This is a genomic window from Pseudomonas sp. Z1-12, from assembly GCF_051132015.1.
Classification (GTDB): Bacteria; Pseudomonadota; Gammaproteobacteria; order Pseudomonadales; family Pseudomonadaceae; genus Aquipseudomonas; species Aquipseudomonas zanjanensis.
In genome coordinates this window covers 4,985,130-5,009,472 of the sequence record NZ_CP071647.1, presented here as the reverse complement: position 1 = coordinate 5,009,472, position 24,343 = coordinate 4,985,130, and the positions used below count along the sequence as shown (strand labels likewise).

Sequence of the window (24,343 nt, the reverse complement as noted above, 5' to 3'; positions counted from 1 at the left end):
GCTGCAAGCTCGGCAAGCGAGGGCTATTCGTCGCGGCCTTCCATCATGGTGCGCTTGAGCATCACGTAGACCGCCCCGGCGCCGCCGTGTTTTGCCTGGCAGGAGGTGAAGCCCAGCACTTGCGGGTGCTGGCGCAGCCAGGTGTTGACGTGGCTCTTGATCATCGGGCGCTTGCCGTCCAGGCGCACGGCTTTGCCGTGGGTGACGCGCACGCAGCGGATTTCGAACTTGGTGGCTTCGGCCAGGAACGCCCAAAGGGTTTCCCGGGCCTTTTCGACGGTCATGCCGTGCAGGTCGAGGCTGCCTTCGAAGGGAATCTGGCCGACCTTCAGCTTGCGCATCTGGCTTTCCTGGACACCGTCGCGGGCCCACATCAACTCGTCTTCCGGCCCGACGTCGATCACGAACTGATCGGACAAGCCGTCCACGGTGGTGGCGTCGGTGCGCACGGTGGCGGCCTGGCGCAGCTTGGCGATCTGCGCGCGATCGGCCTTGGGCTTGCCGGTCTCGGCACGGTCGTGTTTGATCGGTTTTACGCCCTGGATCGCACTTTTGAACAAGGAAAAGTCGTCGTCTTGCATGTCAGCCTCCGCGAAGCCGGCCAGTTTACCCAACTCTGGCGGGATCCGGCGCGACAAAACGTCGGGTGGCGAGTCAGTCGTGCTTTTTCATCAGGTGCGGAGCCATGGCCAGCTCCAGGGATTGGCGGGCGCGACGGCGGCAGCGGCGCCAGAGCCAGACGCCCAGCAACAGTACGAAAAGCCCGACTGCCAGGATGATCGCCGAACCCATTGGGGTGGCGTTCAACTCGCCCAGTGCCGGTGGACGGCCCAGCAGGCTGGCGGCACCGGCCATGGCCAGCAGTACACCGAGTGTTGCCAGCAGCGCGGCGATCGCCGCGCCGAAACGAAACCGCCAGTTGCTCGGGCCCTTGGGCCGCAAGCGACGTGCGTCAAAACCATCGGATAACTTCATTCCGACCTTCCTCAATGGGTATCGGCCCTTCGACCGGAAGATATTCGGGTTGTTCCTGAAGGTAGGGCAATTGCGGCAAATGAGAGGCTTTTGCGGATGAGCGGCGGAAGTAGCCGCTCATCAAGGCGCATCAGATGAAGTCGCGGGTCAGGGCCAGGGTGGCGAAGTTGTCGGCCATGATCGCCATTTCGGTCTGCTGCACGTGCTCGGCGCTGAGGACGCCGCCCTTGTACGGCAAGTCGCGCGTGGCGCAGGCGTCTTCCACCAGGGTGCAGCGAAAGCCCAGATTCTTGGCGGCGCGCACGGTGGTGCTGACGCTGGAATGGCTCATGAACCCGCACACGATCAGGTCCAGGGGGCCGAAGTCTTCCAGGCGTTTTTTCAGCTCGGTGCCGTGGAAGGCGCTGGGCAGCAGCTTTTCGACCACGGTTTCGTCGCCCTGGGGTTCAAGGCCGGGGATGAACTCCCCACGTTCACCTTGTGGATCGAACAGCCCGCCATGGGTGCCCAGGTGGCGCACGTGCACGATCGGGCGACCGGCTGCACGAGCCGCGCCGAGCAGTTGCTTGATGTTCGCGACGGCTGCATCCATGCCGCTCAGGGCCAGGGGCCCGGCGAGGTATTCTTTCTGGGCATCGATGATGATCAAGGTCGCTTGACTCAGGTTGGCCGCTGCATAACCACGGCCGCTGAGTTGAAACATCGTTTTTGGAACGGACATTCTGGGGCTCCTTCGAGTGGGGCTTTTGCGACATTCTCCTCTGGCTGAGCGGTTCTGTGAATCGCTTCCATCGCAAGGGCCGCCGTTGCTGGCCTACAGCCTTGTCAAGATGCTCGTCTCGTTCAATAGGCGATGTAAAAAACGGATGATTCCTACGGTTGGTCCGGCGCTTTTCGTTCGTCATCGGGGCGCGTTTGGGTGACGCCGCGTTTGACTGGTAGACTCGCCCGTCGATTTTTCTGGAGTTTGCCGCCGTGATCACTTCCCGTCTCCGTACCCTGCGCGACCATATCCGTTGGGCCGTCAGCCGTTTCCATGGAGAGGATCTGTTTTTCGGCCATGGCACCGACAATGCGTGGGACGAAGCCAGGCAACTGGTGTTGGGCGCGTTGCATCTGCCGTGGGAAATTGCCGACAGCTACCTGGACTGCCGTCTTGAAGACGAAGAACTGGTCCATGTGCAGCGTCTGCTGCGCCGACGCATTGCCGAGCGCATTCCGACGGCCTACCTGTTGGGTGAAGCCTGGTTTTGCGGGATGTCGTTCATTGTTGATGAGCGCGTGCTCATTCCGCGCTCGCCCATCGGTGAGCTGATCGAAAAGCGTTTCGAGCCTTGGTTGGGCCAGGCGCCGGCACGGATTCTCGATCTGTGCACCGGTTCCGGCTGCATCGGCATCGCCTGTGCCTATGAATTCCCGGAAGCCGAAGTGGTGCTGGCCGACCTGTCGTTCGAAGCGCTGGAAGTGGCCAACCAGAACATCGAGCGCCACGGTGTCGATGAGCGCGTGTTCACCGTCCAAGGCGATGGCTTCGAAGGTTTGCCGGGGCAACGTTTCGACCTGATCGTGTCGAACCCGCCCTACGTCGATGCGGAAGATTTCGCCGATATGCCCCAGGAATACCAGCACGAGCCGGAACTGGGCCTGGCCTGTGGCGATGACGGCCTGGACCTGGTTCGGCGGATGCTGGCCGAGGCGGCCGATCATCTGACCGAGAAGGGGCTGTTGATTATCGAGGTGGGCAACAGCCAGGTGCACGTCGAGGCGTTGTACCCGGAAGTCGATTTCGCCTGGCTCGACTTCGAGCGCGGCGGACATGGCGTGTTCATGCTCAGCGCCGAGCAGTGCCGCGAGCACCAGGCGTTGTTTGCTTCGCGGGTTTGATTGCTGCGACCGCTTTTGTGGCGAGGGAGCTTGCTCCCTAGCCACAGGGTTGTTCACATTGCGCCGCAACCCCACTGTGGGAGCGAGCTTGCTCGCGATGGCGTCGGGTCAGTGGCATTGAATTGACTGACCCACCGCTATCGCGAGCAAGCTCGCTCCCACAGGGGGGACATGCACGGTTGGGGTCAGTGCCGCGTCGCAATCCAGATCAGCAACCCCGCCTGAAACATGGCGAAGGCCACCAGGCAGGTGATGGTGAAGCGCAAGCCGGTGTCTTCGCGCTTGAACTTGGTGACCTTCTCTTCCTGCTGCTTGAGTTTGACTTCCTGTTCCGCCAGGTTCTGCTCGGCTTGTTGCAGCATCTGCGCAGCTTCGAGGATGGTCACGAACTGCAGCTTCTCGGTGTTCCAGTCGCCAACCAAATCGCCAACCTGGGCTGACTTGATACTACCCTTGAGGTGCTGGGCGTCGGCGTAGGCCACCTCGAAACCCTGGGCCTTGAGGAAGCGATCGCGGCGCAGGCGCGTGTCTTCGTTCAGGGCGTCCTTGTTATCCAGGTCGGTGCCGTCTACCTGATAGGCCGACCAGCGCTTCTTGGCCCAGGTAATACCCTGGGCCGCGAGGAAACGGCCGATGCCACGGTTCAACGGCTCGACTTGCAGGTTGTCCGGGGAAAACGTCAGGCGTTTCTCGACGTGATCGGCCCAGACGTCCAGATGATTCTGTTCCTTGCGCACCCGCTGGTTCGGCAACTGGAGGGTCATGCGCAGCAGGCTGCGTTCCTTGCTGTGGCGCTCGACATAGCTGAACTCGACAAACCGCAACGGCCGCACGCCGGTGGCGCGGTCGGTCTTGAGCGGCGCCAGCCGGAGCATCTTGTGATGCTCGGTATGTACGTCGGCCCACGGCAGCTCAGCCACGGACGAGGCGGGGGCTTCGGCAGCGGTGTCGGGGGAAGCTTGAGTTTCAGTCATAACGGCAAAATCCTGTCCAGGCCGGCGGGTCGGTAGCCATTGCGCTATCCGACACCGGGTTATCGGCCATTTTTGCCAGTACTGAAGCTAAAACGACTAAAACCGCCTAACGCGCGGCTAACGCGTCAATAAAACCTAGAATCCGCGTACCGAGCTCGGCCGCCAGGGGCAGGTTGGGGTCTTTGTAGGAAGCCAGTTGTTGTTTCACGTCGTTGGGCACGATGCGCATTACGTGGTTCATGCCCTGGATCAGCGCCAACTCGGCGTCGGGCTTGGCGGCTTTCAACTGCCGGGCATCATCGACGCTGACCTGGATGTCGTTGCTGCCCTGGATGATCAAGGCCGGTATCTTCAACGCGGCGAAGGCCCGGGCCGGATCCTGGCGGAACAACGAGATCAGGTAGGGTTGTACGCTGGGGCGGAAAATCACTTGCAGTTGCGTCGGCACGTTGTCGTCGAGTCGACCGGCCTTGAGGCTGTCGAGCAGCTCATTGCTGCGCAACATCAGCGGCGGTGGCAGGCGGTTGCTCAATTGTTGGCGCAGTACCTGATCGATTGGCCGGGCACTGCCGGACAGGGAAATGACCGCCTCCGCGTTGGCCTGGGGCGCGGCGAGGCTGGCGATCAACGCGCCTTCGCTGTGGCCCAGCAGGATCAACGGGCCCAGGCGTGGGTCGGCGGCGAGCTTGCGGCTCCAGGCCACGGTATCGGCGACATAGGCCTCGACGCTCAGGTTGCGCTCGTCCGGTGTCGCTGCGAGGCTGGCGGCCACGCCGCGTTTGTCATAGCGCACGCTGGCAATGTTGTGCCTGGCCAGGACCCAGGCCAGGCGCTTGAGGCTATCGTTGCGCCCGCCCTCGGGGTTGTTACCGTCGCGGTCTGTAGGACCGGATCCGGAAATGATCAGGACAACCGGCACGGGCGTGTCGGACTTGGGCAGCAACAATGAGCCGAATAGTTCGCCATTGCCGGTGTCGAGGCTGATCGGGCGTTGCAGCACCGTGGCCTGGGCCAGGCAGGAAAACAGGCCGGTGAACAAGGTAAGGCTTAGGGCTAGCAGCTTTAACATCATCACGCCATTAGTTGCGAAGGTGCCGGTTGGACTGGTGGCCGCCGATAAGGTTCGAGGATGAACTACGCGGGGAGCCTGCGTATACTGGCGCCCACTACGAATCCAAGGTTGAGTCTCTCAGCGTTTTTCACGGAGCACCCTGCATGTCCGGCAATACCTACGGCAAGCTGTTCACTGTCACCACCGCGGGCGAAAGCCATGGCCCGGCGTTGGTCGCCATTGTCGACGGCTGCCCGCCGGGACTGGAGATTTCCCTGGACGACCTGCAGCGTGACCTGGACCGCCGCAAGCCCGGCACCAGCCGTCATACCACCCAGCGCCAGGAAGCCGATGAAGTCGAAATTCTCTCCGGCGTGTTTGAAGGACGCACCACCGGCTGTGCCATCGGCCTGCTGATCCGCAACACCGACCAGAAGTCCAAGGACTACTCGGCCATCAAGGACCTGTTCCGCCCGGCCCACGCCGACTACACCTACCACCACAAATACGGTGAGCGCGACTACCGTGGCGGCGGTCGCAGCTCGGCCCGGGAAACCGCCATGCGCGTGGCGGCCGGGGCGATTGCCAAGAAGTACCTGGCCAGCCAGGGCATCGTCATCCGTGGCTACATGAGCCAGTTGGGCCCCATCGAAATCCCGTTCAAGACCTGGGACTCGGTAGAGCAGAACGCCTTTTTCTGCCCCGATCCGGACAAGGTGCCAGAACTCGAGGCCTACATGGACCAACTGCGCCGGGACCAGGACTCGGTCGGCGCAAAGATCACCGTGGTCGCCGAAGGCGTGATGCCGGGCCTTGGCGAGCCGATCTTCGACCGCCTCGACGCCGAGCTGGCTCATGCGCTGATGAGCATCAACGCGGTGAAAGGCGTGGAAATCGGCGCTGGTTTTGCCTGCGTCGCCCAGCGTGGCACCGAGCACCGTGACGAACTGACGCCTGAGGGTTTCCTCAGCAATAATGCCGGCGGCATCCTCGGCGGCATTTCCTCGGGCCAGCCGATCGTGGCGCACCTGGCCTTGAAGCCGACGTCCAGCATCACCACGCCGGGGCGCTCCATCGATGTCCATGGCAACCCGGTAGAGGTCATCACCAAGGGCCGTCACGACCCCTGCGTCGGCATTCGTGCCACGCCCATCGCCGAGGCGATGATGGCCATCGTGCTGATGGATCACCTGCTGCGTCATCGCGGCCAGAACGCCGACGTGCGCGTCAGCACCCCGGTGCTGGGGCAGCTTTGATGGCCGGCCTGCCAGCCGCCGTGGCCTGACGACCGTGGCGGCACTGCCGTACTGGCGGCTTTCCAGCTTCTATCTGTTCTATTTCGCGCTGCTCGGTTCGACGGCGCCGTTCCTGGCGCTGTATTTCGATCACCTGGGATTCAACGCGGCGCGCATCGGCGAGCTGGTGGCCATCCCCATGCTGATGCGTTGCGTGGCGCCGAACATCTGGGGTTGGCTGGGGGATTACACCGGCCGACGCCTGGCAATCGTGCGCTTTGGCGCGATCTGCACGCTGTTGGCCTTCTCGCTGATCTTCATCGACAAAAGCTACGCCTGGCTGGCGATGGTCATGGCGTTACACGCATTTTTCTGGCACGCGGTGTTGCCGCAGTTCGAAGTCATTACCTTGGCTCATCTGAGCGGGCAGGCCTCGCGCTACAGCCAGATACGCCTGTGGGGCTCCATCGGTTTCATCATCACTGTGGTCGTGCTTGGCCGCTTGTTCGAATGGCTGAGCCTGGACATCTACCCGGTGGCCCTGGTGTTGATCATGGCCGGCATCGTCCTCGCCAGTTTCTGGGTGCCCAATGCCCAGCCATTGCAGGGGCCGCGAGTCGCGGGGGAGGGCTTCTTGCGGCAACTGCGCAACCCTGGCGTACTGGCGTTCTACGCCTGCGTGGGCCTGATGCAGGTGAGTCACGGGCCGTATTACACTTTCCTGACGTTGCACCTCGAACGCCTGGGCTACAGTCGCGGTTTGATCGGCCTGCTCTGGGCGGTCGGCGTGGTGGCAGAGGTGTTGGTCTTCCTGCTGATGAGCCGGATCCTGGCGCGATTTTCCGTGCGCCGGGTACTGCTGGTGAGTTTCCTGCTGGCGGCGTTGCGCTGGTTGCTGCTGGGTTCGCTGGCCGAATTTCTCTGGGTGCTGCTGTTTGCCCAAGTGTTGCACGCGGCGACCTTCGGCAGCTTTCACGCCGCCGCCATCCATTTCGTGCAACGCAGCTTCGGCCCTCGCCAGCAAGGCCAGGGGCAGGCGCTGTATGCGGCGCTGGCCGGCACGGGCGGGGCCTTGGGCGCGTTGTATTCCGGCTACAGTTGGAACGCCCTGGGCGCCACTTGGACGTTCAGCCTCGCCAGCCTCGCCGCCTTTGCCGCAGCCGTTATCATTGCGACACGTATGCAAGAGGACCGGCCATGAGCCTTCGAACCGTTAATTTGCTGGAGCCATTTTCATGAGCAGCCTGTCCGTCTATCACGTTTCGAGCCCTGAGATTCCGAACAAGGTGTTGACCCACTTCGAGGACATTGTCGCGACGTTGGCTGAGCAAGGTGTTCGCTTTGACCGCTGGGAAGCGGCGGTGAAAATTCAGCCGGGTGCCAGTGAGGAGGAGATCATTGCGGCTTACCAGGTTCAGATCGATGGGGTGATGACTGAGCGGGGGTATGTTGCGGTCGATGTGGTTAGCGTCAGAAGCGATCATCCGGAACCGGCTGGAGGGCTTGATGAATACTGCCATAGCCAGGAAGAAGTACGATTCTTCGTTAGTGGTCGGGGGTTGTTTAACCTGCACATCGGCGATTATGTCTACGCTGTGTTGTGTGAAAGGAACGATTTGATCACGGTGCCTGCTGGTATGCCGCATTGGTTTGATGGGGGGGAGCGGCCGTATTTCGTTTCGATTCGGTTGTCTGGTGATTTGCAGGGGTTGGTTGCTGAGCTTACTGGGGATGATATTGCTCGGCGGTTTTCTCGTTTGGAGGATTGACCGCGTTCTTAGGGTTGGTGTGTATATCCATTGCTGCGGTAACGGCGGCTTATGGTTCCGCCCTTACGGCGGGTCACTTTTGGAAGAGCCGGGAGCCGGACCAGCCAAAAGTAACCAAAAGCGCTTTGCCCCACCACTCGGTGCCTCGCCTAGGCTCGGCATGCCCTCACTCCGGCATTGCTCCGTGGGCCGCCGCGAAGGGCCATCCATGGCCCAGCGCGGCTACCTCGGCATCCATGCCGAGGTGCCCACTGCGCAATGCCTGCGTTCGGCCAGCGTGGTTTAACGGGGCGTTCAGATCAAGATCAAGATCCAAAGCAAGATCAAGAGCAAGAGCAAGAGCAAGAGCAAGAGCAAGAGTGGGGCAAAGGCCGACATCTATGTGGCTGAGCCACCGCTATCGCGAGCAAGCTCGCTCCCACAATGGATCTGCGGTGAACACAAGACTCATGAACACCCAAGATCCCCTGTGGGAGCGAGCCTGCTCGCGATGAGGCCGCCACATCCAACATCATCGCAAACTGACCCACCGCCTTCGCGAGCAAGCTCGCTCCCACAATGGATCTGCGGTGAACACAAGACTCATGAACACCCAAGATCCCCTGTGGGAGCGAGCTTGCTCGCGATGAGGCCGCCACATCCAACATCATCGCAAACTGACCCACCGCCTTCGCGAGCAAGCTCGCTCCCACAATGGGTCTGCGGTGAACACAAGGCTCATGAACACCCAAGACCCCCTGTGGGAGCGAGCTTGCTCGCGAAGAGGCCGGCACATCCAACATCACTGCAAACTGACCCACCGCCTTCGCGAGCAAGCCCGCTCCCACAGGGAGGAACGCGGTCCCCATCAGCCATAAGCAGCCGTTACCGAAGAAACGGATATACACACCGATCAATTGCCCTCAAAAGAAGGCGCAAAAAAAACGACGCTTCTCATCTCTGAAAAAGCGCCGTTTCCAAGTAAACAGCAAACCGAATTAACCAGCAGACTCAAGCGCTATGGTAAGTCGGTAGCGCAAACCGATGCTGGCTCTGCAACAGCGTGATCTGTGGCAACTCGCTGGCCTGTTCAGCCAGGTCGCGACGGATCGCGCTGATCGCCCAGGACAACTGGTCCCCCGCATGCAACTGAGCATAGGAAATCGTGCGCTTGAACAGCTTGCCGTCGCTATTGCGCAAGGTCAGCAGAATGCCGCCATCCGGGCGGGGCTGAGTGGTCACTTCGTAGTTGGAAAACAGGGACGCAAACTTTTCTTGAATCATGTTCATAGTTGACTGCTCCATGGTGTGGCAAACCGTGGAGGGGTGGTTGCACTGTCTGTGCCAGCATCTAAATTTTCAATAAATACTTTAAAAACAATAGGTTATGTTTGTTGTTGAATTTTGCTTTCGTGCATCTTGCATGAATGGCCACCGTGCATCCTGCATTTTGCGTGGTCGGGCAATGATTTTTGGAACCAAATCATTTTCCGGCGCTCACGCTTCGCCTGTCTCGGGCAGCGGATACAAAACATTGCAAAAACCGCGTGTACAGCCTCGCAAGTGCGAGCGTACTTTCGAGCCAAAATCACCGCCAGCCCGATAACAAGAACCGAGACCCACGAGGTCGAACGGGGAAATCACCATGAGTCGTACACCCAACGACACCATTACCTGGGGCATGATGCTGCGCAAGTTGCCTGCCATCGCCAGGGCCGTCCCGCGCATCGTCAAAGGCATGAAGCTGGCCAATGTCCAGGACCCGACCCAGCCTTGTGGCCTGGGCTGGTGTTTCGAACAGGCCACGCAACGCAATCCCCAGGGCCCGGCACTGCTGTGTGGCGACACGGTGTTGAGTTATGCACAGGTCAACGCGCAGGCCAATCGCATCGCCCATTACCTGTTGGCCCAGGGCATCGGCAAGGGCGATTGCGTGGCGATCTTCATCGAGAACCGGCCGCAGCTGTTGATCTGCGTGCTGGCGATGGCCAAGGTTGGCGCGGTCAGTGCCATGCTCAACACCTCGCAAACCGGCGATGCGCTGGTGCACAGCCTGGCCCTGGTCAACCCGGTCGCGGTGGTGGTCGGGGACGAGCGGGTCGCGGCCTTCAACGACGTGCGAACGCGCACCGCGCTGTTGAGCGGCAGGACCTGGTGGGTAGCGGATCAGGACAGTGGCAATGTTCCGTCCGGCTTCGTCGACCTGATGGCTGATTGTGCGGATTACCCCGGCGATAACCCGGCGTGCAGCCAGCAGGTTTTTTGCAACGATCCATGTTTTTATCTCTACACCTCGGGCACTACCGGGCTGCCCAAGGCCGGAGTCTTTCGCCATGGTCGCTGGATGCGCACGTCCACCAGCTTCGGCCTGATCGCCTTGGACATGCAGCCCGACGATGTCGTCTATTGCACCTTGCCGCTGTACCACGCCACAGGGCTGTGCGTGTGTTGGGGCGCGGCGATCTGTGGCGCATCGGGGTTCGCGATTCGCCGCAAATTCAGCGCCAGTCAGTTCTGGATCGACGTACGCCGTTACCGGGCGACCACCCTGGGGTATGTCGGCGAGTTGTGCCGCTACCTGATCGACCAGCCTGTCGCTGCCGATGACCGCCACCACAGTGTGAGGAAAATGATCGGCAACGGCCTGCGCCCCGGGGCCTGGTCGACCTTCAAGACGCGTTTCGGCGTCGACCACATCTGCGAGCTGTATGCGGCCAGCGACGGCAATATCGGGTTCACCAATATCCTGAATTTCGACAACACCGTCGGGTTTTCCCTGATGGGCTGGGAGCTGGTGCAGTACGACCAAGCCAGCGGCGTGCCGTTGCGCAACCTGCAAGGGCGCATGCAAAAAGTCCCCAGGGGCCAACCGGGCCTGCTGCTGGCGCGGATCGACGAGAAGGCACCACTGGATGGCTACACGGATCCCGCCAAGACCGAAAAAACCATCTGCCGGGATGTCTTCGTGCCGGGCGACTGTTACTTCAACACCGGGGACCTGTTGCGCAACATCGGTTTCGGGCATGGGCAGTTCGTCGATCGCCTCGGCGACACCTATCGCTGGAAAGGCGAAAACGTCTCCACCACGGAAGTCGAAAACGTCTTGCTGCAACACCCGCAGGTGGCCGAGGCGGTGGCTTACGGTGTGGAGATCAATGGCACCAATGGCCGCGCCGGCATGGCGGCGATCACCCCGTCCGAATCCCTGGCGACCCTTGATTTCAGCGAGCTGCTGCAATTTTTGCACTGCAAGTTGCCCGTATATGCCGTGCCGCTGTTCCTGCGCATCAAGGTGAAAATGGACACTACCGGCACCTTCAAATACCAGAAGACGCGCCTCAAGACCGAAGGGTTCGATCCGTGTGGCACTGGGGATGAGCCGGTCTATGCCTGGCTGCCCGGCACCGACACCTACGTGCGGGTGGACCGGCAACTGGCGACCCGGATCCAGGGCGGGCAATTGCGTTATTGATTCTGGCTATGACGGGCACAGTGAAAAAAGGGATGACAGCGCCCAGGTCCCTCGGGAAACTAGCCGCTTTGCGAAGACCCGAGTGGAGTTCCCGATGTCCGATACAAGCCGCCAGATGACCCCGGAAGAGGCTGCCGAGTTTGCCGAGCAGGTGTTCAACGTCGCGCGCCAGGGCGACGCCGCCATGATGGCCGCGCTGTTGAGCAAGGGCCTGCCGCCCAATCTGCGCAACCACAAGGGGGACACCCTGTTGATGCTGGCCGCTTACCACGGGCATGTGGAAACGGTGAAAGTGCTGCTGGAGCACAAGGCCGACCCGGAAATCCGCAACGACAACGGCCAGAGCCCGATTGCCGGCGCGGCGTTCAAGGGCGACCTGCCCGTGGTCGCGGCGCTGGTGGACGGCGGCGCGCAGGTGGAGGGCGCGTCCTTCGATGGCCGTACCGCCTTGATGATGGCGGCGATGTTCAACCGGGTGGAAATCGTCGACTACCTGATCGGCAAAGGCGCCGACCCGAAAGCCAAGGACGCCAACGGCGTCTCGGCCCTCGATGCCGCGCGGACCATGGGCGCGGTGGACACCACGGCGCAGTTGGAAAAATTGTTGGGTTGAAGGCCCAAAGCAGATCCCGGCCGCTTTTGTGGCGAGGGAGCTTGCTCCCGCTGGGCTGCGCAGCAGCCCCAAATCCAGCCACCGCAACCTGTCAGGTTTACCCTGCCCAGCGGATTTACGACTGCCCTCGCAGCCGAGCGGGAGCAAGCTCCCTCGCCACGCCTGACTCGACCGGTGCGATGCGCTATCCTGCCCGCCCTCAAAACTCCACTCGCCACAGGATTCACCCCATGAAAGCCGCCCTCATCGAACTCATCGGTAAAATCAGCTCCGGCTGCCTCGGCGAGGCGGACATCGAGAAAATCGCTGATGAAGCGGCCCAGGCCTACGCGGACCCGACGGCTTTCCTGGCGGCCAATCCCGATATCAACTACGACGAAACGTTCCCGATCCCGCTGGGGGAATGGGTGGTGGTGGGCAGCCTGCCGGACACCGTGCTGTTCCAGGCCGACACCTATGTGGACCTGTTCGAGCAGATCGTCGCCTCGTTCGGCCCCGGCGTGGCGTTCAACCTCAAGCCCAAGCAACTGGCGAAGACCGAAGCCCTGACCGCCCTCAACCGCATCCAGATCCAGATGGGCAGCCTGAACAAGGAAAATGGCGGCTACGTGCTGATGAACTTCAGCCAATTGCTCGACGATGAATTGCAGATGGTGCTGGTGTACGGCAACGACGTGCCACGGGTGCTGGAGCTGTGTGCCGAAGTCGGCATCGCTGCCGCGCCGGCCCTGGAAGCCCTCAAGGTCGCGGTCCACGTCTGAAGCAATAAAACGGAACCCTTGCCGAGGGCCCGCTATCCTAAGGGTGCACACCACCATTTGGGAGCGACACCATGGGTTCCACCTTCAACGGCCTGGTCGGCCTGATTATCCTGGCGCTCGATATCTGGGCGATCATCAATGTCCTCAAGAGTGGCGCGGAAACCGGGATGAAAATCCTCTGGGTGCTGCTGATCCTGCTGCTGCCGGTCCTGGGCCTGATCATCTGGGCGATTGCCGGGCCGCGTGGCAACGTGCGGATTTGAATGCTCCACGAAAAATGCCCGTGCGCCTTGAGCGACCGGGCATTTTTTGTGCCTGGGTAATCAGGCCGTGGCCAGGGACGCTTTTTGCGAGGCACTCAGGAAGCGCAGCAAGGCCAACAGCGGGAAGGCGCTGCCGACGATGACCACCCACAACCAGCCGCCGTGCTCGTACACCGCGCTGGCAATCGATGAGCCGAAGGCGCCGCCGACGAAGATGCTGGTCATGTACAACGCATTCAACCGACTGCGGCTCTTGGCATCGAGGGCGTAAATGGTGCGCTGGCCCAGGACCATGTTCATTTGCACACAGAAATCCAGGACCACACCGGTCACCGCCAGGCCGATCACGCTGTAGAGCGGATGGATGAACGCCGGCAGGAAACTCACGCTGGCGAACAGCATCGCCAGCAGCGAGGCATTGCGGGTATGGCCGGCATCGGCCAGGCGGCCGGCGATGGGCGCGGCGATGGCACCGATGGCGCCGACCAGGGCGAACAGGGCGATTTCAGTCTGGGACAGGCCATGGTTGCGTGATAGCTCCAGCGGAACGGCGGTCCAGAACAGGCTGAACGTGGCGAACATGCAGGCTTGGTAAAACGCCCGTTGCCGCAACAGCGGTTGTTGGCGCAGCAGGGTGCCGAGCGAACCCAGCAGTTGGCCATAGGAGGCGCTATGGTCGGGTTGGCGCTTGGGCACGGTCAGCGCCAGGACAATGCTGATCGCGGCCATCAACGCGGCGGCGATGATGAACATGGCGCGCCAGCCGAAGTGATCGGCCACGACGCTGGAGATGGGCCGCGCCAGCAGGATGCCCAGCAGCAGGCCGCCCATGATCCCACCGACAACCCGTCCCCGGGATTCTTCTGGCGTCAGGTGCGCGGCCAGCGGAATCAGGACTTGCACCGACACCGAACTGAAACCCACCAGCAGCGAGACCAGCAGGAATACGTTCGGCTGGTCAGTGAAGGCTGCCCCCAGCAGGCTGGCAATCGCCACCAGTGTGGTGAGGATCATCAGCCGGCGGTTCTCCAGCAAGTCTCCCAGCGGCACCAGGAAAAACAGGCCCAGGGCATAACCGATCTGGGTCAGCGAAACGATCAGGCTGGCCATGGTGCTGCTCAGGCCGACGTCAGGGGCGATCAGTTCGATGATGGGTTGGGCGTAGTAGATGTTGGCGACGATGGCGCCGCAGCAAAAAGAGAACAGCAGAACCATGCCTCGGGTCAGGGTGGCGGGGTGGGCACTCATGGCAATCTCGTCAGTGAACAGGAAAGATGGCGCGAGGCTAAAGCGTTACAGGGCTCTGGAACAGGGCTTGTGGTTGATAGCTGTCATGCCCGCGGTTAATGGTAGGCACAGCCCAGCAGATTAGACACAGCACAGCAGATCAGGCACAGCCCAGCAGATTAGACACAGCACAGCAGATCAGGCACAGCACAGCAGATCAGGCACAGCCCAGCAGATTAGACACAGCACAGCAGATCAGGCACAGCACAGCAGATAAGGGAGTGCTTTTGTGGCGAGGGAGCTTGCTCCCGCTGGGCTGCGTAGCGGCCCCATTCCGGCGGTCGCTGCGCAACCGAGCGGGAGCAAGCTCCCTCGCCGCAAAAGCTTGCATGCAATTCTGGTTGAATCAGTGTCTTACTGCCCGCCATAGATCTGGTCGAAAACCCCACCATCATTGAAGTGAGTCTTCTGCACCGTGCGCCAGTCACCAAAGGTTTTTTCCACCGACAGGAAGTCCACTTTCGGGAAGCGGTCGGTGTATTTGGCCAGTACCGCCGGGTCCCGTGGGCGCAGGTAGTTGGCAGCGGCGATTTCCTGGCCTTCGGGCGACCACAGGTATTTGAGGTAAGCCTCGGCGGCTGCGCGGGAGCCTTTTTTCTCGACCACTTTGTCGACCACGCTGACCGGTGGCTCGGCCTCGGCGGAAACGCTTGGGTAGACCACTTCGAACTGATCGCGACCGAACTCGCGGGCGATCATTTCCGCTTCGTTTTCAAACGTCACCAGCACGTCGCCGATCTGGTTGGTCATGAAGGTGGTTGTCGCGGCGCGACCACCGGTGTCCAGTACCGGCGCCTGCTTGAACAGCTTGCCGACGAAGTCCTTGGCCTTGTTCTCGTCGCCGCCATTCTTCAGTACATAGCCCCAGGCCGACAGGTAGGTGTAGCGACCGTTGCCGGAGGTTTTCGGGTTGGGCACGATCACCTGCACGCCGTCCTTGAGCAGGTCGGGCCAGTCTTTCAAGGCTTTCGGGTTGCCTTTGCGCACGATGAACACTGTGGCCGAGGTGAACGGCGCGCTGTTGTTCGGCAGGCGGGTGACCCAGTTATCAGGCACCAGCTTGCCGTTGTCGGCCAAGGCGTTGATGTCAGTGGCCATGTTCATGGTGATGACATCCGCCGGCAGCCCGTCGATCACTGAGCGTGCCTGCTTGCTGGAGCCGCCGAAGGACATTTGCACGGTGATGTTTTCGTTGTGCTCGGCCTGCCAGTGTTTCTGGAAGGCGGCGTTGTAGTCCTTGTAGAAATCGCGCATCACGTCATAGGAAACGTTGAGCAGGGTCGGGGCGGCGTGGGCCAGGCCGCCAAAGGTCAGGCCGGCGACGAGAAGGGAGGCGCCAAAGAAGTTCTTCACTGCGAATTCCTTTTTATTAACGGGGGTTCCGGGCAATTAGCCAGCAACACTAGCGGCAAGCCAATAGGCCATCAAGCATTAAAAAGTGCTTTGCTTATTCCAATTTCTTAAACAACGCATTGCCACAACGGGAGCAGAAAGCGGCGCCGTGTTCATGGTTGTTTTTGCTGCACACCGGGCAATCGTGCTTGAGCTGGTCGCCGCGCATGGCCGTGGCCAGTTCAGCGGTGAAAATGCCCGTTGGCACGGCGATGATCGAGTAACCGGTGATCATCACCAGGGACGACACCACTTGGCCCAAGGGCGTCTTGGGCACGATGTCGCCGAAGCCTACGGTGGTCAATGTCACGATAGCCCAATAGATGCCCTTGGGAATGCTGGTGAACCCGTGCTCGGGGCCTTCGATGACGTACATCAGCGTGCCGAAGACGGTCACCAGGGTCGAGACGCTGACCAGGAACACGATGATTTTCTGCTTGCTCCCGCGCAGCGCCGCCATCAGGTAGTTGGCTTGCTTGAGGTAAGGGCTGAGCTTGAGCACACGGAAAATCCGCAACATGCGAATGATCCGAATGATCAGCAGGTACTGGGCATCGCTGTAGTACAGCGCCAGGATCCCCGGCACGATCGCCAGCAGATCCACCAATCCATAGAAACTGAAGGCATAGCGCAGCGGCTTGGGTGAGCAATACAGGCGCAGGCCGTACTCGACGATGAAGATGAAGGTGAAACCCCACTCGATACCGGCCAGCAGGGCGGCGTAGTGCTTGTGCACGCTGTCGATGCTGTCGAGCATCACGATCACCAGGCTGGCGAGGATGATCAACAGCAGGGTGCTGTCGAAGCGCCGGCCGGCCACGGTGTCGGTCTGGAAAATGATGACGTAGAGGCGTTCACGCCAGTTGTTGCTGCTGTCCATACTCTTCGCCTGAACCCGGAATCAGCGAAGCCTAGGGTGATTACCCCGCAGAGTGCAAGGCGCGCTGTCGAGGCTGGCCTGGTGCCACGCCCGGCCGCCGGCCTGGATCAGCCAGCAGGCGAGGATGAACGGTGCCGTCAGGGGCGGCAGGCCGAGGGCGGTAAACCCTGGTGCGAGCATGACCGCCAGGAGGATGCCCGTCAGCGGCAGCCACGGGCGACGCTGTGGGCTGAGGGCCAGCGCCACCAACACTGGGTTGTAGCCGCCCAGTCCGGAAAGGGCGGTTGCGTTCCCCTGTTGCGACAAAGCGAAGGCCAGGCCGACGGCGGAAGCGAACAAGGCCCATACCGCGGCGCGACGGTTGGCCAGCAACAAGCCCAGCGCAATCAGTGCACCGGCCGCAGGGTGGCCGAGAAACATGACCTGGCCCAGTCCGCTCAAATGTGCGGCCACCAGGTTGGGCATCGTCATTTCGATCGAAGGGGTTGGGGACGTCGGCGCGGTGACACTCATCAGCAGCCACGCCAACCCTACAAACGGCGCGGTGTAGGCGGGCAGGCAACGAGGGCCGCGGGTGCGCTTGAGCCATTGCTGGGTCAGCATCGCACTGAGGCCGCCAGCGGCGATGATCAACGGCGGTAACAGCACCGACCAGGGCAACGCCAGGCTCAGCAGCAAGCCCAGCAGGATGCCGTTGTAGCTGAACAGCCCGGCTTGCCGATCGGCCTTGGCGTAACCACGTCGCTGGGCCGTCAGCAACCCGGCCACCCCGCCCAGCAGCGCGCCGCCGAACAGGGCCGGCGCCGTCAGCAGAATCGCCAGCAGGCACAGCAGGCCGCACAGCGGATGGCGCTGGAGGAAGATTTGGCTGAAGCCGTTGAGCAGGGCGGTGGCCCAGTCGGGGCAGTGGGGGTTGGGGGAGTGGTTGGGCATGATGGGTCAGGAATAAGAGAATCCTGTGGCGAGGGAGCTTGCTCCCGCTGGGTCGCGCAGCGGCCCCTCTTTTTGCGGTTGCTACGCAACCGAGCGGGAGCAAGCTCCCTCGCCACAGAAAAGCTCAGAGCAGGGTCTCAATGCGCAGTGAGTTGGTCGACCCCGGCTGCCCGAACGGCACGCCCGCCGTAATCAGCAGGGTATCGCCACGCTGGGCCATGCCTTGGGCCTGGGCGATTTCCAGGGCGGTGGAACAGACTTCATCCACCTGTTTCAACCGATCATTGACCACCGAGTGCACACCCCAGGCCACCGTCAGGCGGCGGGCGGCCTGCAGGTTCGGCGTGAGGTTGAGGATTGGCACCGTCGGCCGTTCCCGCGCCGCGCGCAGGCTGGAACTGCCCGATTCGCTGTAGTTCACCAGCACCGCCACCGGCAGGATGCTGCTGATGCGCCGGATCGCGCAGCTGATGGCGTCCGACACCGTGGCCTCGGCCTTCGGCCGGCTGACGTCCAGTTGCGCCTGGTAGTCGGGGCCGTTTTCCACCTGGCGGATGATCTTGCTCATCATCTGCACGGCTTCGAGGGGGTAATCGCCGGACGCGGTTTCCGCCGAGAGCATGACCGCATCGGCCCCCTCGGCCACGGCGTTGGCGACGTCAGTGACTTCGGCACGGGTGGGGGCCGGGGAGAAGCGCATCGACTCGAGCATCTGAGTCGCCACCACCACCGGTTTGCCGAGGGCACGGCAGGTGCCGATGATGTTTTTCTGGATCTGCGGCACGCTTTCGGCCGGGACTTCGACGCCCAGGTCGCCACGGGCGACCATGATCGCGTCGCTCAATTCGGCGATCTCGCGCAGTTGGCTCACCGCCGACGGCTTCTCGATCTTCGCCATCAGGAACGCCTTGTTGCCGATCAGCCCACGCGCCTCGCGAATGTCCTCGGGACGCTGCACGAACGACAGCGCCACCCAGTCCACGCCCAGTTCAAGGCCGAAACTCAAGTCGCGCCGGTCCTTGGCGGTCAACGGGCTCAGGTCGAGCACGGCCTGGGGCACGTTCACGCCCTTGCGGTCCGACAGCTCGCCGCCGTTGAGCACCTCGGTGTCGATGGCGTCGCTGTGCCTGGCGATCACGCGCAGGCGCAACTTGCCGTCGTCCAACAGCAGGTCCATGCCGGGCTCCAGGGCCGCGATTATTTCCGGGTGGGGCAGGTTGACCCGGCGTTGATCGCCCGGTGTCGGGTCCAGGTCCAAGCGCAGGGCCTGGCCTCGTTGCAGCAGGACCTTGCCATCGGCGAACCGGCCGACCCGCAGCTTCGGGCCTTGCAGGTCCATCAGGATGCCCAACGGGTAGTTGAGTTGCTGCTCGACCTCACGAATCCACTGGTAGCGCTGGGCGTGGTCGGCATGCTCGCCGTGGCTGAAGTTCAGGCGGAAGATGTTCACCCCGGCCTGTACCAACTCGCGGATGTCATCGATGCCGCGGGTGGCGGGGCCGAGGGTCGCGAGGATCTTGACCTTTTTATCAGGCGTCATGTTTGGGGTTCTCGAGGATCAGGATGGCGCGAAAGTCGTTGACGTTGGTGCGGGTCGGTTCGGTGACGATCAGCGCGTCAAGGGCGGCGAAGTAGCCGTAGCCATTGTTGTTGTCCAATTCGTCGCTGGCGCACAGGCCCAGCTCGGCGGCGCGGCGATAGCTGTCCGGGGTCATGAGCGCGCCGGCGTTGTCTTCGGAGCCGTCGATGCCGTCCGTGTCGCCGGCCAGCGCATAGATGCCGGGATGGCCCTTGAGGTTGTCGGTCAGGCTCAGCAGGAATTCGGCATTGCGCCCGCCACGACCATCGCCGCGCACGGTGACGGTGGTTTCACCGCCGGAGAGAATCACGCACGGTGCTGCCAGCGGCTGGCCGTGCAGGGCGATTTGCCGGGCGATGCCGGCGTGGACTTTGGCCACCTCCCGGGATTCGCCTTCCAGGTCGCCGAGGATCAGTGGGCTGAAACCGGCCTGCCGGGCCTTCACCGCCGCGGCTTCCAACGACTGCTGGGGGCGGGCGATCAACTGGAAGTGGCTGCGGGCCAGGCTCGGGTCACCGGGCTTGACGGTTTCCGACGCCGGGCTTTGCAGCCAGGTGCGCACCGAGGCCGGCACCTCGATGTGGTAGCGCTGGAGAATCGCCAGGGCTTCGGCCGATGTGCTGGGGTCCGCCACGGTGGGGCCGGAAGCGATGACCGTGGCGAGATCGCCGGGTACATCGGAAATCGCGTAGGTGTACACCGTCGCCGGCCAACAGGCCTTGCCCAGGCGCCCGCCCTTGATCGCCGAGAGGTGCTTGCGCACGCAATTCATCTCGCCGATGGTCGCGCCGGATTTGAGCAAGGCTTTGTTGATCGATTGCTTGTCGGCCAGGGTGATGCCTTCGGCCGGCAAAGCGAGCAGGGCCGAACCGCCGCCGGACAACAGGAAGATCACCCGGTCGTCTTCGCTGAGATTGCTCACCAGCTCCAGCACCCGTTGGGCCACGGCCAGGCCAGCGGCGTCAGGCACCGGGTGGGCGGCTTCCACCACTTCGATTTTCTGACAGGGCGCGCCATGACCGTAGCGGGTCACCACCAGGCCGGACACGTCGCCCTGCCAGCAGCGCTCGACCACTTGCGCCATGGCCGCCGCGGCCTTGCCGGCACCGATGACGATCACCCGGCCGCTGCGGTCGCTGGGCAGGTAGTGTTCGAGGACTTGCTGCGGATGGGCCGCGTCGATGGCTGTGGCAAACAGCTCGCGCAGCAGTTGTTGCGGATCGACCGACATGGCGGGCTCCCGGTTTTTATTATGAGTATCGATGCGACTCCTGTGGGAGCGAGCTTGCTCGCGATAGCGGTTTTACATTCAACAACGATGTTGGCTGGGCTACCGTTATCGCGAGCAAGCTCGCTCCCACATGGGATAGTGCAGGGCTTATTTGTCGCGAATCGAGAAATTGGCCATATGCTCCAACCCCTTGATCAGCGCCGAGTGATCCCAGTTGCTGCCGCCGATGGCCGCGCAGGTGCTGAACACTTGTTGGGCGTTGGCGGTGTTGGGCAGGTTGATGTTCAGCTCCCTGGCGCCTTGCAGGGCCAGGTTCAGGTCCTTCTGGTGCAGGCTGATGCGGAAGCCTGGATCGAAGGTGCCCTTGATCATGCGTTCGCCGTGGACCTCGAGGATCTTCGACGAAGCGAAACCGCCCATCAGCGCCTCACGGACCTTGGCCGGGTCGGCACCGTTTTTCGAGGCGAACAACAGCGCTTCGGCCACCGCCTGGATGTTCAGGGCGACGATGATCTGGTTCGCCACTTTGGCGGTCTGGCCGTCACCGTTGCCGCCCACCAGGGTGATGTTCTTGCCCATGGCCTGGAACAGCGGCAGCGCGCGTTCGAAGGCGGTGCTGTCGCCACCGACCATGATGCTCAGGGTGGCGGCCTTGGCACCGACTTCACCACCGGAGACCGGGGCATCGAGGTACTGCGCGCCTTTTTCATTGATCTTCGCCGCGAACGCCTTGGTGGCGGTGGGGGAGATCGAACTCATGTCGATCACCACCTTGCCCGCGCCCACGCCCGCCGCGACGCCGTCGGCGCGGAACAGCACGTCGTCGACCTGCGGCGTGTCCGGGACCATGACGATGATGAACTCGGCTTCCTGGGCCACTTCCTTCGGGTTGGCCAAGGCCACCGCGCCGCCGGCCAGCAGGTCGGCCGGGGCCGGGTCGTGGTGCTGGGACAGGAACAGGCTGTGACCGGCCTTTTGCAGGTTCAGTGCCATGGGGTGGCCCATGATGCCGGTGCCGATGAATCCGATTTTAGCCATGGGGAAATCCTCTCTTATTTAAATGTCCCGGGTTTCTGTGGCGAGGGAGCTTGCTCCCGCTGGGCCGCGAAGCGGCCCCAGAAATCCATGTGGGGTGAAAAATCATGCGTCTGCTTCGCAGCCGAGCGGGAGCAAGCTCCCTCGCCACAAAAAACCGCGCCAGTCAGATCGCGTTATGGGTTTTCAGCCAGCCCAGGCCCGCTTCGGTGGTGGTCAGCGGCTTGTATTCACAGCCGATCCAACCCTGGTAGCCGATGCGGTCCAGGTGTTCGAACAGGAAGCGGTAATTGATTTCGCCCGTGCCCGGCTCGTTACGGCCCGGGTTGTCCGCCAGTTGCACGTGGTTGATCTCGCCCAGGTGCGCCGACAGGGTCCGGGCCAGGTCACCTTCCATGATCTGCATGTGGTAGATGTCGTACTGCAGGAACAAGTTGGCGCTGCCCACCTGCTCGCGGATCGACAGGGCCTGGGCGGTGTTGTTCAAGTAGAATCCGGGAATGTCGCGGGTGTTGATGGCTTCCATCACCAGCTTGATGCCTTTGGCCTGCAGTTTCTCGGCGGCGTATTTCAGGTTGGCGACAAAGGTTTTTTCCACCAGGGTTTCACTGCAGTTCTGCGGGCGAATCCCCGACAGGCAGTTGACCTGCGTGTTGCCCAATACCTGGGCGTAGGCGATTGCCAGGTCGACTCCGGCGCGGAACTCCTCGACCCGGTCCGGCAGGCAGGCAATGCCGCGCTCGCCCTTGGCCCAGTCGCCGGCTGGCAGGTTGAACAGCACCTGGGTCAGGCCGTTGGCGTCGAGCAAGGCCTTGAGTTCGGCGGAGCTGTAGTCATAGGGGAACAAGTATTCGACACCACTGAAACCGGCCTTGGCGGCGGCTTCGAAACGGGCGAGGAAATCCTGCTCGGTGAACAGCATGGACAGGTTGGCGGCGAAACGCGGCATGGTGGTCTCCTGTAAATAATGATGAAGTCCCCTGTGGGAGCGAGCCTGCTCGCGATGAAGGCAGTACAGCCAATATCACCGGCACTGACCCACCGCTATCGCGAGCAAGCTCGCTCCCACAGGAGGGCGTCAGCAGTCAATCGAGCAACGAAATGGCGGTCGGTGCATCGTTGCCCACCAGCGCCAGGTCTTCAAACTCATTGACGGCGTTGATCTCGGTACCCATGGAAATGTTGGTCACCCGCTCCAGGATGATCTCGACGATCACCGGCACCTTGAACTCCTCGATCATCGCCTGGGCCTGGCGCAGCGCCGGTTGGATACCGGCCGGTTCGAACACCCGCAGCGCCTTGCACCCCAGGCCTTCGGCCACGGCAACGTGGTCCACGCCATAACCGTTGAGTTCCGGGGCGTTGAGGTTGTCGAACGACAGCTGCACGCAGTAATCCATGTCGAAGCCGCGCTGGGCCTGGCGAATCAAGCCCAGGTAGGAGTTGTTCACCACAACGTGGATGTACGGCAATTTGAACTGTGCACCCACCGCCAGCTCTTCGATCATGAACTGGAAATCATAGTCGCCCGACAGCGCCACGACCTTGCGGCTCGGATCGGCCTTGACCACCCCCAGCGCCGCCGGAATGGTCCAGCCCAAGGGGCCGGCCTGGCCGCAGTTGATCCAATGGCGTGGCTTGTAGACGTGGAGGAATTGCGCGCCGGCGATCTGCGACAGGCCGATGGTGCTGACATAGCAGGTGTCCTTGCCGAACACCTGGTTCATTTCTTCGTACACCCGTTGTGGCTTGACCGGCACGTTGTCGAAGTGGGTTTTGCGTTGCAGGCTGGCCTTGCGTTGCTGGCAATCCTGCAACCAGGCGCTGCGGTTCTTCAGCTTGCCGGCGGCTTGCCACTCGCGAGCCACTTCAATGAACACTGTCAGGGCGGAGGCGGCATCGGAGACGATGCCCAGGTCGGGGGTGAACACCCGGCCGATCTGGGTTGGCTCGATGTCCACGTGAATGAACGTGCGGCCTTCGGTGTAGACGTCCACCGAACCGGTGTGACGGTTGGCCCAGCGGTTGCCGACGCCCAGCACCACGTCCGACTTGAGCAAGGTGGCGTTGCCGTAGCGGTGGGAGGTTTGCAGACCGACCATGCCGACCATCAACGGATGGTCATCCGGGATCGTGCCCCAGCCCATCAAGGTCGGAATGACCGGGATGCCAGTCAGCTCGGCGAACTCCACCAGCAGGTCGCTGGCATCGGCATTGATGATGCCGCCGCCGGCCACCAGCAAGGGGCGTTCAGCCTGATTGAGCATCGCCAGGGCTTTCTCGATCTGCACGCGGTTGGCTGCGGGTTTGGCCAGGGGCAGCGGTTGGTAGGCGTCGATGTCGAATTCGATCTCTGCCATCTGCACGTCGAACGGCAGGTCGATCAGCACCGGGCCCGGCCGGCCGGAGCGCATCTCGAAGAACGCCTTCTGGAAGGCATACGGCACCTGGCCCGGTTCCAGCACGGTGGTCGCCCACTTGGTCACGGGCTTGACGATGCTGGTGATATCCACGGCCTGGAAGTCTTCCTTGTGCATACGGGCGCGGGGCGCTTGCCCGGTGATGCACAGAATCGGGATCGAATCGGCCGATGCGCTGTAGAGCCCGGTCACCATGTCGGTGCCGGCCGGGCCCGAGGTGCCGATGCACACGCCGATGTTGCCGGCCTTGGTCCGGGTGTAGCCCTCGGCCATGTGCGAGGCGCCTTCAACGTGGCGAGCGAGGACATGATCGATGCCACCCACCTTTTGCAGGGCGGAGTACAGCGGGTTGATCGCAGCACCCGGGATGCCGAAGGCGGTGTCCACGCCTTCACGGCGCATCACCAGAACGGCGGCTTCGATTGCTCTCATTTTGCTCATGGTTTTGTGCCTCTTACGTTTTGTAATTGTATACAAGTGGCTTTGCGCAGAGTGTATTCATGGCGAACGACGCAGGTCAATCCATTTCCTCAAGCACCTGTTTCATTCGTCGGAACGCCAGGTTTTGCTGCGACCCTCTGTCGTTAACGGTTGTTTGTGAAAATTATTG

The 24,343-nt window shown here is 62.1% G+C and carries 23 protein-coding genes; 8 read left to right on the top strand and 15 right to left on the bottom strand.

Annotated elements, in window-relative coordinates:
- Nucleotides 1–23: 23 nt before the first annotated feature.
- The 3 genes from J3P85_RS21645 to J3P85_RS21635 form a co-directional block, all read right to left on the bottom strand.
- Nucleotides 24–581, bottom strand: coding sequence for a Smr/MutS family protein (locus J3P85_RS21645; protein WP_025214971.1), 558 nt, complete (start codon nt 579–581; stop codon nt 24–26).
- A 73-nt stretch (nt 582–654) separates the two neighbouring features.
- Entirely contained in the window at nt 655–975 is a 321-nt protein-coding gene (locus J3P85_RS21640) for a hypothetical protein (protein ID WP_014339620.1), read from the bottom strand.
- Nucleotides 976–1,105: 130 nt separating this feature from the next.
- A complete protein-coding gene (locus J3P85_RS21635; protein ID WP_014339619.1) occupies nt 1,106–1,696 on the bottom strand; it encodes a cysteine hydrolase family protein in 591 nt (196 codons plus the stop codon).
- A gap of 254 nt (nt 1,697–1,950) precedes the next feature.
- Here J3P85_RS21635 and prmB point away from each other — a divergent pair, with 254 nt between their 5' ends.
- Nucleotides 1,951–2,859 carry a 50S ribosomal protein L3 N(5)-glutamine methyltransferase gene (gene prmB / locus J3P85_RS21630; protein ID WP_434703439.1) on the top strand — a complete coding sequence of 303 codons (909 nt, stop codon included), beginning with the start codon at nt 1,951–1,953 and terminating at the stop codon, nt 2,857–2,859.
- Between the two features lie 185 nt (nt 2,860–3,044).
- Here prmB and J3P85_RS21625 read toward each other — a convergent pair whose 3' ends face one another.
- Nucleotides 3,045–3,833, bottom strand: coding sequence for a hypothetical protein (locus J3P85_RS21625; protein WP_186710072.1), 789 nt, complete (start codon nt 3,831–3,833; stop codon nt 3,045–3,047).
- 106 nt (nt 3,834–3,939) lie between these two features.
- Nucleotides 3,940–4,905 (bottom strand): alpha/beta hydrolase, encoded by a 966-nt coding sequence (locus J3P85_RS21620; protein ID WP_434703437.1) that lies wholly within the window; start codon nt 4,903–4,905, stop codon nt 3,940–3,942.
- A 143-nt stretch (nt 4,906–5,048) separates the two neighbouring features.
- Here J3P85_RS21620 and aroC point away from each other — a divergent pair, with 143 nt between their 5' ends.
- Genes aroC through J3P85_RS21605 form a run of 3 tightly spaced genes read left to right on the top strand, consistent with a single transcriptional unit; the run spans nt 5,049 to nt 7,888 of the window.
- Nucleotides 5,049–6,140, top strand: coding sequence for a chorismate synthase (gene aroC, locus J3P85_RS21615; RefSeq protein WP_411385342.1), 1,092 nt, complete (start codon nt 5,049–5,051; stop codon nt 6,138–6,140).
- Nucleotides 6,141–6,174: 34 nt separating this feature from the next.
- The gene (locus tag J3P85_RS21610) at nt 6,175–7,320 is read left to right on the top strand and encodes an MFS transporter (protein WP_434703436.1); all 1,146 of its coding nucleotides are present in this window, start codon (nt 6,175–6,177) and stop codon (nt 7,318–7,320) included.
- Nucleotides 7,321–7,354: 34 nt separating this feature from the next.
- Nucleotides 7,355–7,888: a 1,2-dihydroxy-3-keto-5-methylthiopentene dioxygenase gene (locus J3P85_RS21605; protein WP_434703434.1), complete on the top strand. Its 534-nt coding sequence runs from the start codon at nt 7,355–7,357 to the stop codon at nt 7,886–7,888.
- Nucleotides 7,889–8,878: 990 nt separating this feature from the next.
- Here J3P85_RS21605 and J3P85_RS21600 read toward each other — a convergent pair.
- Nucleotides 8,879–9,157 carry a DUF3509 domain-containing protein gene (locus tag J3P85_RS21600; protein WP_003204481.1) on the bottom strand — a complete coding sequence of 93 codons (279 nt, stop codon included), beginning with the start codon at nt 9,155–9,157 and terminating at the stop codon, nt 8,879–8,881.
- A 355-nt stretch (nt 9,158–9,512) separates the two neighbouring features.
- Here J3P85_RS21600 and J3P85_RS21595 point away from each other — a divergent pair, with 355 nt between their 5' ends.
- The 4 genes from J3P85_RS21595 to J3P85_RS21580 all read left to right on the top strand — a co-directional run bounded on the left by J3P85_RS21595 (nt 9,513) and on the right by J3P85_RS21580 (nt 12,976).
- A complete protein-coding gene (locus J3P85_RS21595; RefSeq protein ID WP_434703432.1) occupies nt 9,513–11,339 on the top strand; it encodes a long-chain-acyl-CoA synthetase in 1,827 nt (608 codons plus the stop codon).
- 94 nt (nt 11,340–11,433) lie between these two features.
- Nucleotides 11,434–11,952 (top strand): ankyrin repeat domain-containing protein, encoded by a 519-nt coding sequence (locus J3P85_RS21590; RefSeq protein ID WP_434703430.1) that lies wholly within the window; start codon nt 11,434–11,436, stop codon nt 11,950–11,952.
- Nucleotides 11,953–12,182: 230 nt separating this feature from the next.
- A complete protein-coding gene (locus J3P85_RS21585; RefSeq protein ID WP_434703429.1) occupies nt 12,183–12,713 on the top strand; it encodes a hypothetical protein in 531 nt (176 codons plus the stop codon).
- A 71-nt stretch (nt 12,714–12,784) separates the two neighbouring features.
- A complete protein-coding gene (locus tag J3P85_RS21580; RefSeq protein WP_003204476.1) occupies nt 12,785–12,976 on the top strand; it encodes a PLDc N-terminal domain-containing protein in 192 nt (63 codons plus the stop codon).
- A 60-nt stretch (nt 12,977–13,036) separates the two neighbouring features.
- On the opposite strand, the gene J3P85_RS21575 is transcribed toward J3P85_RS21580, so the two are convergent.
- The 9 genes from J3P85_RS21575 to gcl all read right to left on the bottom strand — a co-directional run bounded on the left by J3P85_RS21575 (nt 13,037) and on the right by gcl (nt 24,174).
- Entirely contained in the window at nt 13,037–14,224 is a 1,188-nt protein-coding gene (locus J3P85_RS21575; RefSeq protein ID WP_434703427.1) for an MFS transporter, read from the bottom strand.
- Between the two features lie 393 nt (nt 14,225–14,617).
- On the bottom strand, nt 14,618–15,616 hold the full coding sequence (locus J3P85_RS21570) for a sulfate ABC transporter substrate-binding protein (RefSeq protein ID WP_434703426.1): 999 nt from the start codon (nt 15,614–15,616) through the stop codon (nt 14,618–14,620).
- Nucleotides 15,617–15,710: 94 nt separating this feature from the next.
- A complete protein-coding gene (locus tag J3P85_RS21565) occupies nt 15,711–16,535 on the bottom strand; it encodes an ion transporter (protein WP_434703424.1) in 825 nt (274 codons plus the stop codon).
- A gap of 21 nt (nt 16,536–16,556) precedes the next feature.
- Complete coding sequence (locus J3P85_RS21560; protein ID WP_434703422.1) at nt 16,557–17,468, bottom strand: urea transporter; 912 nt, start codon at nt 17,466–17,468, stop codon at nt 16,557–16,559.
- Nucleotides 17,469–17,592: 124 nt separating this feature from the next.
- A complete protein-coding gene (pyk, locus tag J3P85_RS21555) occupies nt 17,593–19,008 on the bottom strand; it encodes a pyruvate kinase (RefSeq protein WP_186708166.1) in 1,416 nt (471 codons plus the stop codon).
- The gene (locus J3P85_RS21550; RefSeq protein ID WP_411385334.1) at nt 18,998–20,278 is read right to left on the bottom strand and encodes a glycerate kinase type-2 family protein; all 1,281 of its coding nucleotides are present in this window, start codon (nt 20,276–20,278) and stop codon (nt 18,998–19,000) included. Before J3P85_RS21550 ends, pyk begins: the two co-directional genes overlap by 11 nt.
- Before the next feature lie 147 nt (nt 20,279–20,425).
- Nucleotides 20,426–21,316: a 2-hydroxy-3-oxopropionate reductase gene (locus J3P85_RS21545; protein WP_434703420.1), complete on the bottom strand. Its 891-nt coding sequence runs from the start codon at nt 21,314–21,316 to the stop codon at nt 20,426–20,428.
- A gap of 163 nt (nt 21,317–21,479) precedes the next feature.
- The gene (gene hyi / locus J3P85_RS21540; protein ID WP_053123988.1) at nt 21,480–22,262 is read right to left on the bottom strand and encodes a hydroxypyruvate isomerase; all 783 of its coding nucleotides are present in this window, start codon (nt 22,260–22,262) and stop codon (nt 21,480–21,482) included.
- Nucleotides 22,263–22,398: 136 nt separating this feature from the next.
- A complete protein-coding gene (gcl, locus tag J3P85_RS21535; protein WP_186708160.1) occupies nt 22,399–24,174 on the bottom strand; it encodes a glyoxylate carboligase in 1,776 nt (591 codons plus the stop codon).
- Nucleotides 24,175–24,343: the final 169 nt, after the last annotated feature.

What these genes read in the sequence shown, in the direction of transcription:
- J3P85_RS21645 (WP_025214971.1), bottom strand. Translation starts at nt 581, where the DNA reads ATGCAAGACGACGACTTTTCCTTGTTCAAAAGTGCGATCCAGGGCGTA.
- J3P85_RS21640 (WP_014339620.1), bottom strand. Translation starts at nt 975, where the DNA reads ATGAAGTTATCCGATGGTTTTGACGCACGTCGCTTGCGGCCCAAGGGC.
- J3P85_RS21635 (WP_014339619.1), bottom strand. Translation starts at nt 1,696, where the DNA reads ATGTCCGTTCCAAAAACGATGTTTCAACTCAGCGGCCGTGGTTATGCA.
- J3P85_RS21625 (WP_186710072.1), bottom strand. Translation starts at nt 3,833, where the DNA reads ATGACTGAAACTCAAGCTTCCCCCGACACCGCTGCCGAAGCCCCCGCC.
- J3P85_RS21620 (WP_434703437.1), bottom strand. Translation starts at nt 4,905, where the DNA reads ATGATGTTAAAGCTGCTAGCCCTAAGCCTTACCTTGTTCACCGGCCTG.
- aroC (WP_411385342.1), top strand. Translation starts at nt 5,049, where the DNA reads ATGTCCGGCAATACCTACGGCAAGCTGTTCACTGTCACCACCGCGGGC.
- J3P85_RS21605 (WP_434703434.1), top strand. Translation starts at nt 7,355, where the DNA reads ATGAGCAGCCTGTCCGTCTATCACGTTTCGAGCCCTGAGATTCCGAAC.
- J3P85_RS21600 (WP_003204481.1), bottom strand. Translation starts at nt 9,157, where the DNA reads ATGAACATGATTCAAGAAAAGTTTGCGTCCCTGTTTTCCAACTACGAA.
- J3P85_RS21595 (WP_434703432.1), top strand. Translation starts at nt 9,513, where the DNA reads ATGAGTCGTACACCCAACGACACCATTACCTGGGGCATGATGCTGCGC.
- J3P85_RS21590 (WP_434703430.1), top strand. Translation starts at nt 11,434, where the DNA reads ATGTCCGATACAAGCCGCCAGATGACCCCGGAAGAGGCTGCCGAGTTT.
- J3P85_RS21585 (WP_434703429.1), top strand. Translation starts at nt 12,183, where the DNA reads ATGAAAGCCGCCCTCATCGAACTCATCGGTAAAATCAGCTCCGGCTGC.
- J3P85_RS21580 (WP_003204476.1), top strand. Translation starts at nt 12,785, where the DNA reads ATGGGTTCCACCTTCAACGGCCTGGTCGGCCTGATTATCCTGGCGCTC.
- J3P85_RS21575 (WP_434703427.1), bottom strand. Translation starts at nt 14,224, where the DNA reads ATGAGTGCCCACCCCGCCACCCTGACCCGAGGCATGGTTCTGCTGTTC.
- J3P85_RS21565 (WP_434703424.1), bottom strand. Translation starts at nt 16,535, where the DNA reads ATGGACAGCAGCAACAACTGGCGTGAACGCCTCTACGTCATCATTTTC.
- J3P85_RS21560 (WP_434703422.1), bottom strand. Translation starts at nt 17,468, where the DNA reads ATGCCCAACCACTCCCCCAACCCCCACTGCCCCGACTGGGCCACCGCC.
- pyk (WP_186708166.1), bottom strand. Translation starts at nt 19,008, where the DNA reads ATGACGCCTGATAAAAAGGTCAAGATCCTCGCGACCCTCGGCCCCGCC.
- J3P85_RS21550 (WP_411385334.1), bottom strand. Translation starts at nt 20,278, where the DNA reads ATGTCGGTCGATCCGCAACAACTGCTGCGCGAGCTGTTTGCCACAGCC.
- J3P85_RS21545 (WP_434703420.1), bottom strand. Translation starts at nt 21,316, where the DNA reads ATGGCTAAAATCGGATTCATCGGCACCGGCATCATGGGCCACCCCATG.
- hyi (WP_053123988.1), bottom strand. Translation starts at nt 22,262, where the DNA reads ATGCCGCGTTTCGCCGCCAACCTGTCCATGCTGTTCACCGAGCAGGAT.
- gcl (WP_186708160.1), bottom strand. Translation starts at nt 24,174, where the DNA reads ATGAGCAAAATGAGAGCAATCGAAGCCGCCGTTCTGGTGATGCGCCGT.